The organism is Streptomyces aurantiaciflavus (assembly GCF_049808595.1).
Classification (GTDB): domain Bacteria; phylum Actinomycetota; class Actinomycetes; order Streptomycetales; family Streptomycetaceae; genus Streptomyces.
Map to the genome: position 1 here is coordinate 1 of NZ_JBNCAQ010000001.1, position 17,292 is coordinate 17,292.

Annotated in this window: 17 protein-coding genes; 3 read left to right on the plus strand and 14 right to left on the minus strand. The window is 72.7% G+C overall.

Annotation, left to right across the window (positions count from 1 at the left end; translation table 11 throughout):
* Positions 1 to 31: 31 nt before the first annotated feature.
* From infB to rimP, 4 genes are all read right to left on the minus strand, one after another.
* Positions 32 to 3,112, minus strand: coding sequence for a translation initiation factor IF-2 (gene infB, locus ACPT94_RS00005; RefSeq protein WP_360345524.1), 3,081 nt, complete (start codon positions 3,110 to 3,112; stop codon positions 32 to 34).
* 147 nt (positions 3,113 to 3,259) lie between these two features.
* Entirely contained in the window at positions 3,260 to 3,556 is a 297-nt protein-coding gene (locus ACPT94_RS00010; RefSeq protein ID WP_425244745.1) for a YlxR family protein, read from the minus strand.
* A 101-nt stretch (positions 3,557 to 3,657) separates the two neighbouring features.
* Positions 3,658 to 4,656 carry a transcription termination factor NusA gene (nusA, locus tag ACPT94_RS00015; RefSeq protein WP_360345520.1) on the minus strand — a complete coding sequence of 333 codons (999 nt, stop codon included), beginning with the start codon at positions 4,654 to 4,656 and terminating at the stop codon, positions 3,658 to 3,660.
* Between the two features lie 2 nt (positions 4,657 to 4,658).
* Positions 4,659 to 5,177: a ribosome maturation factor RimP gene (rimP, locus tag ACPT94_RS00020; protein ID WP_360345518.1), complete on the minus strand. Its 519-nt coding sequence runs from the start codon at positions 5,175 to 5,177 to the stop codon at positions 4,659 to 4,661.
* A gap of 238 nt (positions 5,178 to 5,415) precedes the next feature.
* On the opposite strand from rimP, the gene ACPT94_RS00025 reads away from it, so the two are divergent.
* From ACPT94_RS00025 to ACPT94_RS00035, 3 genes are read left to right on the plus strand one after another with little or no spacing between them, the layout of a single operon-like run.
* On the plus strand, positions 5,416 to 6,027 hold the full coding sequence (locus ACPT94_RS00025; protein ID WP_360345516.1) for a hypothetical protein: 612 nt from the start codon (positions 5,416 to 5,418) through the stop codon (positions 6,025 to 6,027).
* On the plus strand, positions 6,024 to 6,545 hold the full coding sequence (locus ACPT94_RS00030) for a ferritin-like domain-containing protein (protein WP_425244746.1): 522 nt from the start codon (positions 6,024 to 6,026) through the stop codon (positions 6,543 to 6,545). The genes ACPT94_RS00025 and ACPT94_RS00030 overlap by 4 nt, the downstream gene beginning before the upstream one ends.
* 45 nt (positions 6,546 to 6,590) lie before the next feature.
* A complete protein-coding gene (locus ACPT94_RS00035) occupies positions 6,591 to 7,484 on the plus strand; it encodes an aminoglycoside phosphotransferase family protein (protein WP_425244747.1) in 894 nt (297 codons plus the stop codon).
* Here ACPT94_RS00035 and ACPT94_RS00040 read toward each other — a convergent pair.
* The 10 genes from ACPT94_RS00040 to ACPT94_RS00085 form a co-directional block, all read right to left on the minus strand.
* Positions 7,481 to 7,696, minus strand: a complete 216-nt coding sequence (locus ACPT94_RS00040; RefSeq protein WP_360345512.1) for a ferredoxin — start codon at positions 7,694 to 7,696, stop codon at positions 7,481 to 7,483. The two genes, ACPT94_RS00035 and ACPT94_RS00040, sit on opposite strands and share 4 nt — an antisense overlap.
* A gap of 4 nt (positions 7,697 to 7,700) precedes the next feature.
* The gene (locus ACPT94_RS00045; RefSeq protein WP_425244748.1) at positions 7,701 to 8,918 is read right to left on the minus strand and encodes an NADH-ubiquinone oxidoreductase-F iron-sulfur binding region domain-containing protein; all 1,218 of its coding nucleotides are present in this window, start codon (positions 8,916 to 8,918) and stop codon (positions 7,701 to 7,703) included.
* Positions 8,915 to 9,520, minus strand: a complete 606-nt coding sequence (locus tag ACPT94_RS00050; protein WP_360345508.1) for a ferric reductase-like transmembrane domain-containing protein — start codon at positions 9,518 to 9,520, stop codon at positions 8,915 to 8,917. Before ACPT94_RS00050 ends, ACPT94_RS00045 begins: the two co-directional genes overlap by 4 nt.
* Positions 9,517 to 10,482 (minus strand): FAD:protein FMN transferase, encoded by a 966-nt coding sequence (locus ACPT94_RS00055; RefSeq protein ID WP_360345506.1) that lies wholly within the window; start codon positions 10,480 to 10,482, stop codon positions 9,517 to 9,519. Before ACPT94_RS00055 ends, ACPT94_RS00050 begins: the two co-directional genes overlap by 4 nt.
* Positions 10,482 to 10,868, minus strand: coding sequence for a hypothetical protein (locus tag ACPT94_RS00060; protein ID WP_425244749.1), 387 nt, complete (start codon positions 10,866 to 10,868; stop codon positions 10,482 to 10,484). The genes ACPT94_RS00055 and ACPT94_RS00060 overlap by 1 nt, the downstream gene beginning before the upstream one ends.
* A 137-nt stretch (positions 10,869 to 11,005) precedes the next feature.
* The gene (locus tag ACPT94_RS00065) at positions 11,006 to 12,709 is read right to left on the minus strand and encodes a proline--tRNA ligase (protein ID WP_360345502.1); all 1,704 of its coding nucleotides are present in this window, start codon (positions 12,707 to 12,709) and stop codon (positions 11,006 to 11,008) included.
* 129 nt (positions 12,710 to 12,838) lie between these two features.
* Positions 12,839 to 13,402 carry a GNAT family N-acetyltransferase gene (locus tag ACPT94_RS00070; protein ID WP_425244750.1) on the minus strand — a complete coding sequence of 188 codons (564 nt, stop codon included), beginning with the start codon at positions 13,400 to 13,402 and terminating at the stop codon, positions 12,839 to 12,841.
* 76 nt (positions 13,403 to 13,478) lie between these two features.
* Positions 13,479 to 14,327: a GNAT family N-acetyltransferase gene (locus ACPT94_RS00075; protein WP_360345498.1), complete on the minus strand. Its 849-nt coding sequence runs from the start codon at positions 14,325 to 14,327 to the stop codon at positions 13,479 to 13,481.
* 271 nt (positions 14,328 to 14,598) lie between these two features.
* Positions 14,599 to 15,756 carry a flavodoxin-dependent (E)-4-hydroxy-3-methylbut-2-enyl-diphosphate synthase gene (gene ispG / locus ACPT94_RS00080; RefSeq protein ID WP_360345496.1) on the minus strand — a complete coding sequence of 386 codons (1,158 nt, stop codon included), beginning with the start codon at positions 15,754 to 15,756 and terminating at the stop codon, positions 14,599 to 14,601.
* Positions 15,757 to 15,997: 241 nt separating this feature from the next.
* The gene (locus ACPT94_RS00085; protein ID WP_425244906.1) at positions 15,998 to 17,290 is read right to left on the minus strand and encodes a M50 family metallopeptidase; all 1,293 of its coding nucleotides are present in this window, start codon (positions 17,288 to 17,290) and stop codon (positions 15,998 to 16,000) included.
* Positions 17,291 to 17,292: the final 2 nt, after the last annotated feature.

Sequence of the window (17,292 nt, forward strand, 5' to 3'; positions counted from 1 at the left end):
ACCGCTTCCGTCGGCCGGCGCGAACCGTGGATCACACCCGCGGCTTCTCCCGCATCTCGTACGTCGCGATGACGTCGTCGACCTTGATGTCGTTGAAGTTGCCGAGGTTGATACCGCCCTCGAACCCTTCGCGGATCTCGGTGACGTCGTCCTTGAAGCGACGCAGGCCCTCGATGGTGAGGTTCTCCGCGATGACCTTGCCGTCGCGGACGAGGCGGGCCTTGGTGTTGCGCTTGACCTCGCCCGAGCGGATGAGGACACCGGCGATGTTGCCCAGCTTGGACGACTTGAAGACCTCGCGGATCTCCGCCGTACCGAGCTCGACCTCCTCGTACTCCGGCTTCAGCATGCCCTTCAGGGCCGCCTCGATCTCCTCGATCGCCTGGTAGATGACCGAGTAGTAGCGGACGTCCACACCCTCGCGCTCGGCCATCTGCTGCGCACGGCCGGCGGCACGCACGTTGAAGCCGATGACGATCGCGTCCGAGCCCATCGCCAGGTCGATGTCGGACTCCGTGACCGCACCGACGCCGCGGTGCAGGACGCGGATGTCGACCTCTTCGCCGACGTCCAGCTGGAGCAGGGAGGACTCGAGGGCCTCGACGGAACCAGAAGCGTCACCCTTGATGATCAGGTTCAGCTGCTGGACCTCGCCGGCCTTCAGAGCCGCGTCCAGGTTCTCCAGGGAGAACCTGCGCGTGCGCTTCGCGAAGGCCGCGTTGCGCTCGCGGGCCGCACGCTTCTCCGCGATCTGGCGGGCCGTACGGTCCTCCTCGACCACGAGGAAGTTGTCGCCCGCGCCCGGGACGTTGGTCAGGCCCAGGACCTGGACCGGCGTCGACGGGCCGGCCTCGGCCACGTTGTTGCCGTTGTCGTCGAGCATGGCGCGCACGCGACCGTAGGCGTCGCCCACGACCATCGTGTCGCCGACCCGCAGCGTGCCTCGCTGGACGAGGACCGTCGCCACGGCACCGCGGCCGCGGTCGAGACGGGACTCGATCGAGATGCCCTGCGCGTCCTGGTTCGGGTTGGCCCGCAGGTCGAGCGAGGCGTCGGCCGTGAGGATCACGGCCTCCAGCAGCGAGTCGATGTGCAGACCCTGCTTGGCGGAGATGTCGACGAACATCGTGTCGCCGCCGTACTCCTCGGCCACCAGGCCGTACTCGGTCAGCTGACCGCGCACCTTGGTCGGGTCGGCGCCCTCGACGTCGATCTTGTTGACCGCGACGACGATCGGGACGTCGGCCGCCTTGGCGTGGTTGAGCGCCTCGACCGTCTGCGGCATGACGCCGTCGTTGGCCGCGACGACCAGGATCGCGATGTCGGTCGACTTCGCACCACGGGCACGCATGGCGGTGAACGCCTCGTGGCCCGGGGTGTCGATGAAGGTGATCTTGCGCTCTTCGTCGTTGACCTCGGTCGCGACCTGGTAGGCACCGATGTGCTGGGTGATGCCACCGGCCTCGCCCGCGATGACGTTCGTCTTGCGGATGGCGTCGAGCAGGCGGGTCTTACCGTGGTCGACGTGACCCATGACGGTGACGACCGGCGGACGGACCACCAGGTCCTCGTCGTCGCCCTCGTCCTCGCCGAACTCGATGTCGAAGGACTCGAGCAGCTCGCGGTCCTCCTCCTCCGGGCTCACGATCTGAACCGTGTAGTTCATCTCGCCGGCGAGGAGTTCCAGCGTCTCGTCGGAGACGGACTGGGTCGCGGTGACCATCTCGCCGAGGTTCATCATGACCGCGACGAGGGACGCCGGGTTGGCGTTGATCTTCTCCGCGAAGTCGGTGAGCGACGCACCGCGCGACAGGCGAATGGTCTCGCCGTTGCCGCGAGGCAGCATCACGCCGCCGACCGACGGGGCCTGCATGGCCTCGTACTCCTGGCGCCTCTGCCGCTTCGACTTGCGACCGCGACGCGCGGGACCACCGGGACGACCGAAGGCGCCCTGCGTGCCACCACGGCCACCGGGACCACCCGGACGACCGCCGAAGCCGGGACGGCCACCGCCGCCACCGCCCGGACCGCCGGGACGACCGGCGAAGCCGCCGCCGCCACCGCCACCGGGACCGCCGGGACGACCGGCGAAGCCGCCGCCGCCACCGCCACCGGGACGACCGGCGAAGCCGCCGCCCGGACGACCGCCACCGCCACCGGGACGACCGCCGCCGCCGGGACCGCGGCCGCCGGGGCCGCCGCCGGGACGCGGGCCGGCAGCCGGACGCTGCGGCATCATGCCGGGGTTCGGACGGGGACCGCCGGGGCCGCCGCCGGGACGCGGAGCGCCGCCCTGCGGACGGGGCATGCCGGCCGGCGACGGACGCGAACCGCCCGGAGCCTGCGGACGCGGACCGCCGCCCTGGCCACCGGGGGCCTGGGGACGGGGACCGGCGCCGGGAGCGCCACCGGGGCCACCGGGACGCGGGCCGCCCTGCGGGCGCGGGGCCTGCGGACGGGCCATACCGGCGTTGCCGCCGGAGGTGAAGGGGTTGTTGCCCGGGCGCGGACCGGCCGGACGGGCACCCGGACGCGGCGCGCCGCCACCGGGACGCGGACCCTGCGCGGCGGCCGGGCGCGGAGCCTGACCACCCTGCTGGCCCTGACCGGGGGCGGGACGGCCACCGGGCTTGGGGGCGCCGGGGCGCGGACCCTGACCGGCGGGCTTCGGGGCGGCCGGGGCCGACGGCGGAGCGGTGAACTCCGGAGCGGCCGGGGCCGGACGCGGCGCGGGCCTGGGGCCCGGACGCGGGCCGGGAGCCGACGGCGCGGGGGCCGACGGAGCCGACGAGGCGGCCGGAGCCGCGGGGGCCGCCGGCGGCTGCGCCGCGGGGGGCTTGGGGGCGGCCGGCCGAGGAGCGGCCGGACCGGGACGAGCCGCCTGCGCCGGGGAGGGCGCGGCGGGCTTGGGGGCAGCCTTGCGCGGGGCGGGCTTGGCGGACTTGCCGCTGCCACCACCCTGGAAGGCGTCAGTCAGTTTGCGTACCACGGGCGCTTCGATGGTCGAAGACGCCGAACGGACGAATTCACCGAGTTCCTGGAGCTTGGCCATGACGACCTTGCTCTCCACGCCGAACTCCTTGGCGAGTTCGTATACCCGGACCTTAGCCACTTCGCTCCTTTTAGGTCCGGGTTGCGGCCGGACCGTCGCTACTTCATGGGCGTACTCATCGCGTACTCATCGAGTGCTCATCGCAATCTCGACCTACTTCCGACTCGCGAGGTACCAGGGCCGCGCGGGGGTTCCGCGCGACGCTTCTTACGGTGTTGCCTCTTCGGCAACTGTCATCTGCTCGACGTACTGACGCAACGCCTTTGTGTCGAGCGCTCCCGGGGCGCGCAACGCCCGTGTGAACGCCCGGCGGCGTACCGCCTGGTCGAGACAGACCGGGGCGAGGTGCACGTACGCACCCCGGCCGGGCAGCGTACCGCGAGGATCGGGGACGCAAGCGTCCTTGATCGCCACGATGCGCAGCAGCTCCGCCTTGGCCGCTCGCTCCCGGCACCCCACGCAGGTGCGTTCAGGGCATATTCGGGCATGCGTCCAGCCAGACACAGCTAAGTCTACCTCCCCAGACCGACCTCACCCCTTTGGGCCAGGATTCGAACAGTTGCCGTGCGAACACTGACGTGATCTCAGCGGCCTGCGGCTTGGATCTATTCCCCGCGCTGGTCGCCGGGGTGTTCGGTGTCCGGCCGGATGTCGATCCGCCAGCCGGTCAGACGGGCGGCGAGCCGGGCGTTCTGCCCTTCCTTGCCGATCGCCAGCGACAACTGGTAGTCCGGCACGGTCACGCGCGCGGAGCGGGCCGCCAGATCGACGACCTCCACCTTGGTCACCCGGGCGGGTGACAGCGCGTTGGCCACCATCTCCGCCGGGTCGTCCGACCAGTCGACGATGTCGATCTTCTCACCGTTCAGCTCGCCCATGACATTGCGCACACGGCCGCCCATGGGGCCGATGCAGGCGCCCTTGGCGTTCAGGCCCGAACGGGTGGAACGGACCGCGATCTTGGTGCGGTGGCCGGCCTCACGGGCGATGGCGGCGATCTCGACGGACCCGTCGGCGATCTCCGGCACCTCCAGCGCGAAGAGCTTCTTCACGAGGTTGGGATGGGTCCGGGAGAGGGTCACGGACGGGCCGCGGACACCCTTCGCCACCCGGACCACGTACGACCGCAGACGCAGGCCGTGCGAATACGTCTCGCCCGGGACCTGCTCCTGCACCGGGAGGATGGCCTCCAGCTTGCCGATGTCGACGAGCACGTTCTTCGGGTCGCGGCCCTGCTGGACCACACCGGTGACGATGTCGCCCTCGCGGCCCGCGTACTCGCCGAGCGTCGCGTCGTCCTCGGCGTCGCGCAGGCGCTGCAGGATCACCTGCTTGGCCGTGGTGGCGGCGATACGGCCGAAGCCGGACGGGGTGTCGTCGAACTCGCGGGGCTCCTGGCCCTCCTCGAGGTCCTCGGGGTCCTCCTTCGCCCACACGGTCACGTGACCGGTCTCCCGGTTGAGCTCCACGCGCGCGTGGCGGCGGCTTCCCTCGGTGCGGTGGTAGGCGATGAGGAGGGCCGACTCGATCGCCTCGACCAGCAGGTCGAAGGAAATCTCCTTCTCCCGTACCAAGCCCCGCAGGGCACTCATGTCGATGTCCACGGCTACGCCTCCTCCTCTTCCTTCATGTCCTTCTCGTCCTGCTTGTCCTTGCGGCTGAACTCGACCTGCACGCGGGCCTTGTCGATGTCGGCGAAGGCGAGTCTGCGGGTGGTGGGCTTGCGGCCCTTCACTCCGGGCACCTCGACGTCGAGGCCGTCGTCGTCCACGGTGAGGATGCGGGCGACGAGTTCGCCGCCCTCGTGGAGCTGGAACTTCACCAGGCGGTCCGCGGCCCGGACGTAGTGGCGGTGCTCGGTGAGGGAGCGTTCCGCGCCCGGGGTACCGACCTCGAGGGTGTACTCGCCCTGGCCCATCGCGTCCGTCTCGTCGAGCTTCGCCGAGAGCGCACGGCTCACATCGGCGATCCGGTCCAGGTCCGCACCGGTGTCGGAGTCGACGACGACGCGCAGCACGCGCTTGCGTCCGACGGAGTCCACGGCGATCTCTTCGAGATCGAGGCCCTGGGAGGTGACGAGCGGTTCCAGCAGTTCTCGCAGCCTCTCGCTCTGGGTGGTGCTCATCCGGGTGACTCCTCGGCCGCGTGTGCTGTTGTGGGATGGGTCGCGTGTCAGGTCAAAGGGTATCCGGTCGCGGGGTGTGTTGCCGTCCACCAAGCGGCCGGCGGGCGTCCGGCGAGCGGCCACCCGGGCACCCGGCGGTGCCGATGAGTGGTGCCCGGCAGGCGCGCGGGTACGGTGATCACGGGCGTGCCGCCCCGATCGGTATTTCTGTCGTACGAGTTCCCCGAGGACGTCTGCCGTGCCGTTCCCCCCGCCGTCGCGCACCCCCTCGGGGCCGCGCAGAAGAACCCTGCTCTCCTCGGCCGCCGGGGTCGCCCTGCTCGTGGGCTGCTCCTCGCGCGGCAACTCCGCCGAGGAGAGCGGTGAGGAGAGCCCGGGCGGCAGCCCGTCGGTCGCGGAGCGGGCACGCGCGCGTGCTGCCCGGGACAGCGCGGGGCTGGTGGAGCGGTACGACGCCGTCCTCGCCGTCCATCCGGCGCTGGCGACGCGGCTCACGCCGCTGCGGGCGGAGGTCGTGCGGCACGTGGCGGCGTTCGGGGGCGCCGGTTCCACGGCCAAACCCAAGGCCTCGCCCTCGTCTTCGGCTTCGGCCTCGCCGTCCGGCCCGGCTTCGGCTTCGCCTTCCGGCTCGGCCTCGGCTTCGGCTTCGGCCGATCCGTCCGCCCCGCCCGCCGCCGGCGCGGCAGGCGAGAAGGACGCCCTCAGCGGCCTCGCCGCCGCCGAGCGGGCGCTCGCCGACCGGCGGGTCGCGGCCCTGGTGGAGGTGCCGGGCGAGCTGGCGCGGCTGCTGGCCTCGGTGGCGGCGGCCGGTGCGGCACACGCGTACCTGCTGACGGAGGGGGCCCGATGAGCGAGAACCCGGTGAGCGAGAAGAAGAGCGGGGAACTGACGGCCCTCCAGGCGGCGCTGGCCGGCGAGCACGCGGCGGTGTACGGGTACGGCGTCGTCGGCGGGCGGATCCGCGAGGACCGGCGCGCGGAGGCACGGGCGGCGTACGACGCGCACCGTGCGCGCCGGGACGCGCTGGCGCGCGAGGTGCGCGCGCTGGGCGCCGAACCGGTCGTCGCGAGCGCCGCGTACGCGCTGCCGTTCGCGGTGCCGGACTCCGCCGCGGCGGTCCGGCTCGCGGCGGAGCTGGAGGAACGGGTGGCCGGGGTGTACTCCGACCTGGTGCGGGCGTCCGGTGACGCGCGGCGCCGGGAGGCCGCCGCGGCGCTGCGGGAGGCGGCGGTCCGGGCGGCGCGCTGGCGCGGCGGGAGCGTAGCCTTCCCTGGTCTCGCCGAGCGGGCCGGCACGGCCGCGGATCCGGCCGCCACCGGCGCCGGGCCTTCCGCCACGAAGGCGGGCTCGCCGACCCCGTCGGCATGACGGCAGAGGTGTAGAGGTACCGGGAGCAGAAGGGACGACGCGCGCATGGCTTTCGAACCGCCGCAGCGTCTGGTCAGGGCGCTCGGTGAGACGGCACCGGACGGTGACGACTGGTTGGCGAAGCTGCCGGAGACGGTCCGACGGGCCGTCGCGCTACGCGAGTTGACCGTCGAGCGGGTGCAGGCGCCGGGCGGGCGCAGCAGCCTGGTGGTGCTGGTGCGGTACGCCGACGGGACCCCGGCCGCGCTGAAGTTGGCCCCGCCCCGGTTCCGGCCGGAGGCGGAGCGGGCCGCGCTCGCGCACTGGGGCGGCCTGGGTGCCGTACTGCTGCTGGAGGGCCCCGTGACGGAAGGGGTGCTGGTGCTGGAGCGGCTGCATCCCGATGTGTCGGTGCGGTCGTTGCCGGAGGCGAAGGCGCTGCTGGAGGCGGCGGGGACGCTGCGGCGGCTGTGGGTCGAACCGCCTGCCGGGCACTCCTTCGAGAGCGTGGCCGAACGGACCGGGCGGCAGGCGCTGGCCATGCGGGCGAGCGCCGACGCCGAGGTGGCCCCGCTGGTGGACGCGGCGCTCGCGGCCCGTGAGGAGCTGCTGGCCGCGCCGCCCGAGCACCGGCTGCTGCACGGCACCTTCCGGCAGAGCAAGGTGCTGGCCGGTGAGCGGATGCCGTGGCTGGCCGTGGGGCCGGATCCGGTGGTCGGCGAGTGCGCCTTCGACCTGGCCCGGCTGGTCCGGGACCGGGTGGAGGACCTGATCGCCTCCCCGTCCGGCGCGGCGACGACCCGGCGCCGGGTGAAGCGGCTCGCGGAGTCCCTGGAGGTGGACCAGGAGCGGCTGCGCGGCTGGACGCTGTTCCGGGCGGTGGAGTCCGGGGTTCGGGCGCGGCGGGTGGGGCGGGAGCAGGACGCGGAGTTGCTGCTGGAGTTCGCGGGCTGGCTCTAACCCGCCTGCGCCGCGGTCACCTTGAGGGCGAGGACCGGGCAGTCGGCGACCGCGCGGCGGGCGCGTCCGACGGCTCCCCGGGGGACGGCGGCGCCGTCGACCAGTGGGTAGCCCCACTCGTCGAGGGTGATCCGTTCGGGGAGGAGTTCCGCGCAGAGGCCGTGGCCCTGGCAGGCGGTCCAGTCGATGTCGATGTGCCGCTCCGTGCTCATGGGGTCAGTTCTCCTCGGGTACGGGCAGCAGGGGTGTGTGGTCGGTCGCGGTGCACAGGCCGCGGGCGTGGGCATCGGCCTCGGCGGCGAAGGTGGTCAGGGCGCTGCGGACCAGGCGGACGGTGCCGTCGGGGTGGTGGCAGGCGCCGCGGCCCTCGACGAGGCCGGACCAGCGGGCGAGGTCGTGGCGGACCGTGCCCTGGGGCCCGGGGGCGGCCAGTGTCCGGAACGCGCCGGCGATGCGCGGGAGGCCGTTGAGGCAGGGCCCGCACTGGCCGGCCGACTGCAGGGCCAGGTGGCGCAGGACGCGGGCGGTCTCGGCGAGTCCGCACCGGCCGACGGGCAGCGCGGCGAGGACTCCGGCACCCAAGTAGCTCGCGTCGACGGCGAGTCGGGCGGCCTCGCGGGCCGGGATCCAGGTGCCGTGGTAGCCGCCGACGAGGACCGCCGCCGTACCCTCCAGGGGCAGCAGCCGGGCCAGCGGCAGGCCGTAGGGGGCCTCGACGACCAGCGGTTCGTGTCCGGGGACGTGGAGCGTGCACAGGGCGCTGCCGGGCTGGGCCGGGGTGCCGGCCGTGCGGTACCAGTCGGCGCCGTAACGGGCGATGAGCGCGAGGTGGGCCAGCGTCTCCACGTTCTGCACGAGGGTCGGGGCCCGGTGCACCCCGCGTTCGCGGACCGGCGGGCGCTGGTGCGTGGGCCGGGCGGGGCCGCCGGAGACGAACCGCGCGAGCGCCGAAGTCTGGCCGGACAGGAAGGACTTGGGGAGCCGGACGACCTGGACGGGCAGCGGGTCGGTCCGCTGCGCGAGGGCCGATTCCAGCCAGGTCGCGCCGTCCTCGACCGCCACGTACGCCTCCCCCGCGCCGACCGCGTGGGCGGCCACCTGCACGCCGTCCAGGACGAGGTGCGGCGACCGGTGCAGCAGGGTGCGGTCCTTGCGGCTCGCCGGTTCGCCCTCCGCGCCGTTGGCCACGACCACCGGGGCGCGTCCGGTACGCCGTCCGGCCTCGGCCACGGCGACCAGCTTGCGGTACGTCGGGAAGGCGGCTCCGCCGCGCCCGGTGAGGCCGGACTCGGCGACCGCGCGGAGAACCGCCTCGGGGTCGCCGTGGGGCAGGGGGCCGTGGCGCTGGTGGTGAACGGGAAGGTCGGCGGGGGCGGTGCCGGGGCCGAGCAGGCGGGGCGACATGTGAAGGTCGGGGAAGGTCGTCGCGGTCACGGGCGGGCTCCTTCGGCGGTGCGGAGGCGGGCGCCTTCTGCGGTGCGGAGAAGGGCCGCGGGGGTACGGCGGGCGGCGCGGACGGCGTGGGCCAGCCGGGCGGCCGAGGCGGCGAGCACCGTGGCCACGCAGGCGACGGTAAGCCAGGTCATCCAGTCGGTGCCGGTGTCCGTGCCGATGCCGACGCCGTGGACGAGGGCGACCGGCCAGGAGGCGTGGGCCAGCCAGTGGACGGCCCGCCAGGCGCGGTGGCCGAGGCGTTCGCGCAGCAGGCTGGTGACCAGGACGGCGAGCATCAGGTCGAGGGAGACCGTGCCGAGGCCGAGCCAGAGGGGCTGGTAGTCGGAGACGAAGGGCACGAGGACGTCGACGACGCTGATGGTGACGTAGCTGTCGACGATCGCCAGGGTGATGTGCAGGGCCAGGAAGGCGGTCGCGGAGAGGGAGAGCGTGCGGTGCAGGCTCATCGTGCCGAACCGGGGCAGGCCGGGGATCCGGCCTCTGAGCCGCACCGCGATGCCCAGCAGGACGACGACGGTCAGGAGGACGAGGCTGACGGCGCCGGTGGCGCGGTTGGCGTACCAGAGGGTCTCGGAGGTCATGCGGCGGCCTCCAGGGCGGTGGTGGGCCAGCCCGGGGTGGTGACGACCGTCCCGTCCTGCGCCACCAGCCGCGCGGGCAGGCCCCGGCGGATCAGCCGGCGTTCCGCGCCCGCGCCCTCGACCAGGGCGGCCGTGCTCGCCGCGTTGGCCTCGGCGCAGGTGGCCGCGGCGACGGAGACCGTGCGCCACGGGGAGCGGACGGGCAGGCCCGTGCGCGGGTCGACGATGTGGTGCAGCTCCTGCCCGCCGCGCCGCCAGCGGCGGGCCGTCGTACCGGAGGTGGCCAGTCCGCCGCTGTGCAGGCCGACCGTGGCGTACGGCCCCCGCGCCGGGGTCTCGTCGACGGGGCCGGTGACGTCCTGGACGCGGATCTGCCAGCCGTCCGACGGGGGCTCCCCGGCGACGGCGGTGTCCCCGCCGAGGCTGACGAGCACGCCGCAGCCGGCGGTCCGCGCCAGCATGCGCGCCGCGCGGTCGGCGGCCCAGGCCTTGGCCGTGGCGCCGAGGTCGAGGCGGACGCCGTCGGGGACGGTGACCGTGCCGGTCGTCCGGTCCAGGGTCACCCGACGCCAGCCGGGGGCGCGGCGGACCGTCAGCCGTACCGGGCGGTCGTCCTCACGGACGAGGGTGAAGTCGCGGTCGTAGCCGATGGCGTGCATCGCGGAGCCGACCGTCGGGTCCACGGCTCCGTCCGTCGTCTCGGCCGCGCGCAGCGCGACGTAGAGGGCCTCGGCGAGCAGGGGGCTGACCCGGACGGGGCGGCCTGCGGTGCCGTCGAGGGCGGTCAGTTCGGAGTCGGCGCGGAAGCGGCTGCAGGCCGCGTCGACCTCGGCGAGCTGCCGGGCGAGGAGCAGGTTGCAGGACTCCAGCAGGGACGGGTCGGTGACGACCACGCGGACGGTGGTGCCGAGGGCCCGCCACTCGGCGGCGGCGGTGGGGCGGGGCTTGGCGGGGGCGGTCATCACGACGCCCCCGAGGTGGAGTCGGCGGAACCGCCGGAGGAGGCGGTGAGGCCGCCGGAGTCGTCCGACGACGAACTGCCGCTGTCGGTGGACGAGCTGTCCGAGCTGCCCGAGGAGGAGTTGCCGGAGCTGTCCGACGACGAACCGCTGGACGTGTCGGTGGACGAGTCGGTCGACGAACTGCTCGACGAGGAGTCCGTGCCGCTGCTCGTGCTGGAGCTCGTGCCGTTGCCCGCCGTCGTCGTGGCGTCGGCCTGCATCGTGCCGATCAGCGCGAACACGCCTGCTGCCCCGGCCAGCGTGACGGCCGCCGCGAAGGCCGCCGTCCGCCGGGCACCTCTGCGGACCGCCGCCGCGGCCCCCCGCTCCTGTTCTCTCGTCGCCATGACCGTTCCCCTCCGTAGTGACGCTCTGTCACGCCCTACGGTCGGGGAACGGCCTGAGAGAAGTCTGTGAGGCGCCCCTACGCCTCGACAGAACCCTCTGAGAGAACCCTTAAATCGCTTGAGCCTCCAATGACTGGCTACGCCGTCAGGCGGGCGATCGCCTCGTCCACCGTCAGTTCCTCGCGCTCGCCGGTCCTGCGGTCCTTCAGCTCCACCACGCCCTCGGCGGAGCGGCGGCCCGCGACCAGGATCTTCGGTACGCCGATCAGCTCGGAGTCGGTGAACTTCACGCCCGGGGAGACGCCGGCCCGGTCGTCGACCAGGACGCGCAGGCCGGCCGCGCGCAGCTTCTCGGACACCTCGAGGGCCAGCTCGGTCTGGAGGGCCTTGCCCGCGGCGACGACGTGGACATCGGCCGGGGCGACCTCGGCGGGCCAGCACAGGCCCTTGTCGTCGGCGCTCTGCTCGGCGACCGCGGCGACCGCGCGGGAGACGCCGATGCCGTAGGAGCCCATGGTGACGCGGACCGGCTTGCCGTTCTGGCCGAGGACGTCGAGCTTCAGCGCGTCGGCGTACTTGCGGCCCAGCTGGAAGATGTGGCCGATCTCGATGGCGCGGTCCAGCTTGAGGCCGGTGCCGCACTTCGGGCAGGGGTCGCCCTCCTGGACGACCACGACGTCGACGTACGCGTCGACCTCGAAGTCACGGCCCGCGACGACGTTCTTGGCGTGCGTGCCCTCCTTGTTGGCGCCCGTGATCCAGGAGGTGCCGGGGGCCACGCGCGGGTCGGCGATGTACTTGACCTTCTCGCCGAGGCCCTGCGGACCGACGTAACCGCGCACCAGGTCCGGGCGGCCCACGAAGTCCTCGGCGGTGACCAACTCGACGGCGGCCGGGGCGAAGTGGGCCTCGACCTTGCCCATGTCGACCTCACGGTCACCGGGGACGCCCACGGCCACGATCTCGCCGTCGACCTTCACGAGGAGGTTCTTGAGCGTGGCGGAGGCCGGCACGCCGAGGTGGGCGGCGAGGGTCTCGATGGTCGGGGTGTCCGGGGTCGGGATCTCCTCCGCCGCGGGCACGCCGGCGCCGTCCACCGGCTTCAACTCGTACGTGATGGCCTCGGTGTTGGCGGCGAAGTCGCAGTTCGGGCAGTCCGCGAAGGTGTCCTCGCCGGCCTCGGCCGGGGCGAGGAACTCCTCCGACTTCGAGCCGCCCATCGCGCCCGCGGTCGCGGCACAGATGCGGTAGTCGAGGCCGAGACGCTCGAAGACCTTCTGGTAGGCCTGGCGGTGCAGGGCGTACGACTGGGCGAGACCCTCGTCGTCCAGATCGAAGGAGTAGGAGTCCTTCATCTGGAACTCGCGGCCGCGCAGGATGCCGGCGCGGGGGCGGGCCTCGTCACGGAACTTCGTCTGGATCTGGTAGAGGATGACCGGCAGGTCCTTGTAGGAGGAGGCCTGGTCCTTCACCAGCAGCGTGAAGATCTCCTCGTGGGTCGGGCCGAGGAGGTAGTCACCGCCCTTGCGGTCGTTGAGGCGGAACAGCTCGGCGCCGTACTCGTCCCAGCGGCCGGTCGCCTCGTACGGCTCCTTCGGCAGCAGGGCGGGGAGCAGCACCTCCTGGGCGCCGATCGCGTCCATCTCCTCACGGACGATGCGCTCGACGTTGGCGAGGACCTTCTTGCCCAGCGGCAGCCAGGTCCAGATGCCGGCGGCGGTACGGCGGACGTAGCCGGCGCGGACGAGGAGCTTGTGGCTGAGGACCTCGGCGTCGGCGGGGTCGTCGCGCAGCGTCTTCGCCATCAACTGGGACATGCGCTGGACCGGTGCGTTGGCCATGTTCTCGTACTCCTGCTGCGTAAGGATGATGGCTAGGAGGTTAGCCGGGAGCTCGGTGCGGCCGGAAATCCATTGCCTGCGGAGCGGCCTCGTTCGAGAAACGGCCCCTGCCCGGGGAGCGGCCCCTGCTCAGGGAGCGGTCCTGCTCGCGGGGTGGCCCTGCTTGCGCAGCAGGGGGAGGTGGGCGCCCATCACCGCGTACGGGCGGGGGGCGCTGGGGAAGAGGACGCGGCGGGCCAGGTCCTGGTAGCCGAGGGAGCGGTAGAGGGCTCTCGCGGGGCTCTCCGTGTCGATCGCGGAGAGGATCGAGCGGGGTTCGGCGGCGGTGTCCGTGATGGTGGTGATCAGGGCCCGGCCCGCGCCGCGGTTCTGGTAGACGGGGTGGACGTGGAGTTCCGTGATGACGAAGGAGTCGTCGAGCCAGGCCTCGTTTCCCAGGGCTCGCAGATACGGCTCCACGACGGTGGACCACCAGTGGCTGCGATCGTTGGGCATGCCGTAGACGAAGCCGATCAGGCGGCCCTCGGGGGTTGTCGCTCCGAGGGCTCTCGCACCCGGGTACGTCATGTGGCGCAGGACGATCTGTCTGCGGACGGCCACCTCGTCCGGGCCCAGTCCGAAGGCGACGGCTTGGACTGCCAGGGCCTCGTCCACGTGGGCTGAGAGGTCCAGGGGGCCGATGACGAGGTCCATGCCGGGAGCCTACAGGGGGGTTTCGGTTGTGTGTGGGGTGTGGGTCGGGGATGGCTGGTAGCGCCCGTCCGTCAGGTCAGAACAGCACGCTCATGAAAGCGCCCACCTCTTGGAAGCCCACTCGCCGGTACGTCCTCCTCGCCGCCGTGTTGAAGTCGTTGACGTAGAGGCTCACCACCGGGGACACGTCCGCCAGGGCGTAGCGCAGGACCGCCGCCATGCCGGGGACCGCCAGGCCCCTCCCCCGGTACTCCGGGGCCACCCACACGCCCTGGATCTGGCAGGCCTGGGGGGTCGCCGCGCCGATCTCGGCCTTGAAGACGACCCTGCCGTCGTCGTCGAGGCGGGCGAAGGAGCGGCCGGAGCCGACGAGTTCGGCGACGCGGGCCTGGTAGAGCAGGCCGCCGTCGCCGGCCATCGGGGAGACGCCGACCTCCTCGGTGAACATCGCCACGCACGCCGGCATGATCGTTTCCATCTCGTCCTTGCGGATGCGGCGGACGTAGGGATCCGGGGCTATGTCGGCGGGCATGCGGTCGGTGACCATGAGGGGCTGGTGGGCGCGGACCTCGCGGGCGGGGCCCCAGTGGGGTTCGAGCAGGCGCCAGAGCTGGGCGGTGGAGTCGACGGGGCCGACGATGGAGGAGCAGCGGCGGCCGGCCCGGCGGGCGCGGTCGGCGAAGGCGCGGACGGCGCGGGGGGTGGCGCAGATCGGGACCAGGTTGGCGCCGGCGTAGCACAGGGACGTCAGCATGCCGTCCTCGTACCAGCCCCACATCTCGCCGCCGAGGCGCCACGGGTCCAGGCCCGCGACCTGCACCCGGGAGGTCACGAAGGCGTTCGTGACCGGCTCGCGGTCGAGAACGGCGAGCGCGGCGTCCAGGTCGCTCGGTTCGAGGACCCGGGAGGTGGTCTGCGTCAACACGGGCGGGGCCTCACGCTGGGGTCTGCCTGATCTCCGCACTGTACCTGCGGAAGCTGAGCGGCGTCGCCCTGTGGGGGTGCCGCTCGTTGTCAAGTGACCGTCGGCTGCCGTCGCGTCCCCGGGGGCTGCCGCCCCCGGACCCCCGCTTCGGCCCTGAACGGGCCTCGTCCTCAATCGCCGGACGGGCTGTCTTGGCGGGCCTGCGCCGACAAGCTCGGCCCGACGGGGTGGGGTGGGGCTGGGCCGGCCAACCCCTCACCCGCAAGCCTTCTCAGCCCGCCACCGACACCGACGGCTCGCCCGACGTGACGCCTGCTGCCTCCATCTGTTCGGCCAGCTTCATGGCCTCCTCGATGAGGGTCTCCACGATCTTGGACTCGGGGACGGTCTTGATGACCTCGCCCTTGACGAAGATCTGGCCCTTGCCGTTGCCGGAGGCGACGCCGAGGTCGGCCTCGCGGGCCTCGCCGGGGCCGTTGACGACGCAGCCCATGACGGCGACGCGGAGGGGAACCTCCATGCCGGTGAGGCCGGCGGTGACCTCCTCGGCGAGCTTGTACACGTCGACCTGGGCGCGGCCGCAGGACGGGCAGGAGACGATCTCCAGGCCGCGCTGCTTGAGGTTCAGGGACTCCAGGATCTGGTTGCCGACCTTGACCTCCTCGACCGGCGGGGCCGAGAGGGAGACGCGGATGGTGTCGCCGATGCCCTGGCTCAGGAGGGCGCCGAAGGCGACCGCCGACTTGATGGTGCCCTGGAAGGCCGGGCCCGCCTCCGTCACGCCGAGGTGGAGGGGGTAGTCGCAGGCGGCGGCGAGCTGGCGGTAGGCCTCGATCATCACGACCGGGTCGTTGTGCTTCACGGAGATCTTGATGTCGCGGAAGTCGTGCTCCTCGAAGAGGGAGGCCTCCCACAGCGCCGACTCCACCAGCGCCTCCGGCGTCGCCTTGCCGTACTTCTGGAGCAGGCGCCTGTCCAGGGAGCCCGCGTTCACGCCGATGCGGATCGGGGTGCCGTGGTCCTTCGCCGCCTTGGCGATCTCCTTGACCTGGTCGTCGAACTTCTTGATGTTGCCGGGGTTCACTCGGACCGCGGCGCAGCCGGCCTCGATGGCGGCGAAGACGTACTTGGGCTGGAAGTGGATGTCGGCGATGACCGGGATCTGGGACTTCTTCGCGATCACCGGCAGGGCGTCGGCGTCGTCCTGGGTGGGACAGGCGACGCGGACGATCTGGCAGCCGGAGGCGGTGAGTTCGGCGATCTGCTGGAGGGTGGCGCCGATGTCCGACGTACGGGTCGTGGTCATCGACTGCACGGACACGGGGGCGTCTCCGCCGACCGCCACGGAGCCGACCTGGATCTGCCGGCTCTTCCGGCGCTCGGCGAGCTTGGTCGGAACGGACGGCATGCCGAGAGAAATCGCAGTCATCTGCTGTGCAACCCCAAGTCGTGGATCAAGGTCCGGTCCCGTGAGCAGCGGGCTCCGGCCTCCGAGATTACGGCACGGGCGTTGGCCCGAGCACATCCCGCATGTAAACCCACTCATAGGGGGGCGGGGGGGGGCCCCCCCGGGGGGGGCCGGCCCCCCCCCCCCGCCCGGGGGGGCGGGGGGGCCCGGCGCGGGGCCCCCCCCCCCGGCCGCCCCCCCCCCGCCCCTGAACGCCGTGCGGCTAGGAGATTCTCACCGGGTTAACCACGTCCGCGATGAGGACGAGGATGGTGAAGCAGATGAAGATCCCGGCGACCACGTAGGCCACGGGCATCAGCTTCGCCACGTCGAACGGGCCCGGGTCCGGGCGGCGCAGCACCTTCGCGATGGTGCGGCGCAGCGACTCCCAGAGCGCGCCCGCGATGTGGCCGCCGTCGAGCGGCAGCAGCGGGAGCATGTTGAAGAGGAACAGGGAGAGGTTGAAGCCGGCGAGCAGCATCACGAACATGGCCAGCTGCTGGGAGGCCGGGATGTCGAGGGTGGCGATCTCGCCGCCGACCCGGGCCGCGCCGACGACGCCCATCGGGGAGTCGGGCTCGCGCGGGCCGTCGCCGAAGGCCGCGTCCCACAGGGCGGGGATCTTGGACGGCAGGGCGGCGAGGGAGTCGACGGCGTCGCCGACCCGGTCGGTCATCCAGGTCACGGACTCGCCCAAGTCCTGCTTGACGACGCCGGTGGCGGCGCTGAAGCCGAGGAAGCCCGCCTTGACGTACTCGCCCTCGACGTAGGCGCCGCTGGAGTCCTTCTTCGCGACCTGGTTGGTGGCGATCTTCGCGTGGAGGGTGAGCTCCTTGCCGTCGCGGTCGACGACGATGGGGACCTCCTGGCCGGCGCTGACGCGGATCAGGTCGGAGAGGGTGTCCCAGTCGTCGGTGCGCCTGCCGTCGAAGGAGACGATCCGGTCGCCCTTCTCCATGCCGGCGGCGGCGGCCGGGGAGGCCGGGTCGGAGGACTTGCAGGTGTCGCGGTTCTCGCTCTGCGCGATGACGCACGGGGAGACGGAGGCGACGGTGGTGGTCTGCTGCTGGATGCCGAAGCCCATCAGCACGGTGAGGAACAGGGCGACCGCGAGGACGAGGTTCATGAAGGGGCCCGCGAACATCACGATGACCCGTTTCCACGGCTTGCGCGTGTAGAACATGCGGGTCTCGTCGCCGGGCTTGAGCTCCTCGAACGCGGCCGAGCGGGCGTCCTCGATCATGCCGCGCCAGGGCGAGGTGGACCGGGCCGTTATCCGGCCGTCGTCGCCGGGCGGGAACATGCCGATCATGCGGATGTAGCCGCCGAAGGGGACCGCCTTGACGCCGTACTCGGTCTCGCCCTTGGTGCGCGACCACAGGGTGGGGCCGAAGCCGACCATGTACTGCGGGACGCGGATGCCGAAGAGCTTGGCCGTGGACAGGTGCCCCAGCTCGTGCCAGGCGATCGACACGAGGAGGCCGAACGCGAAGACCACAATGCCGAGGATGAACATCA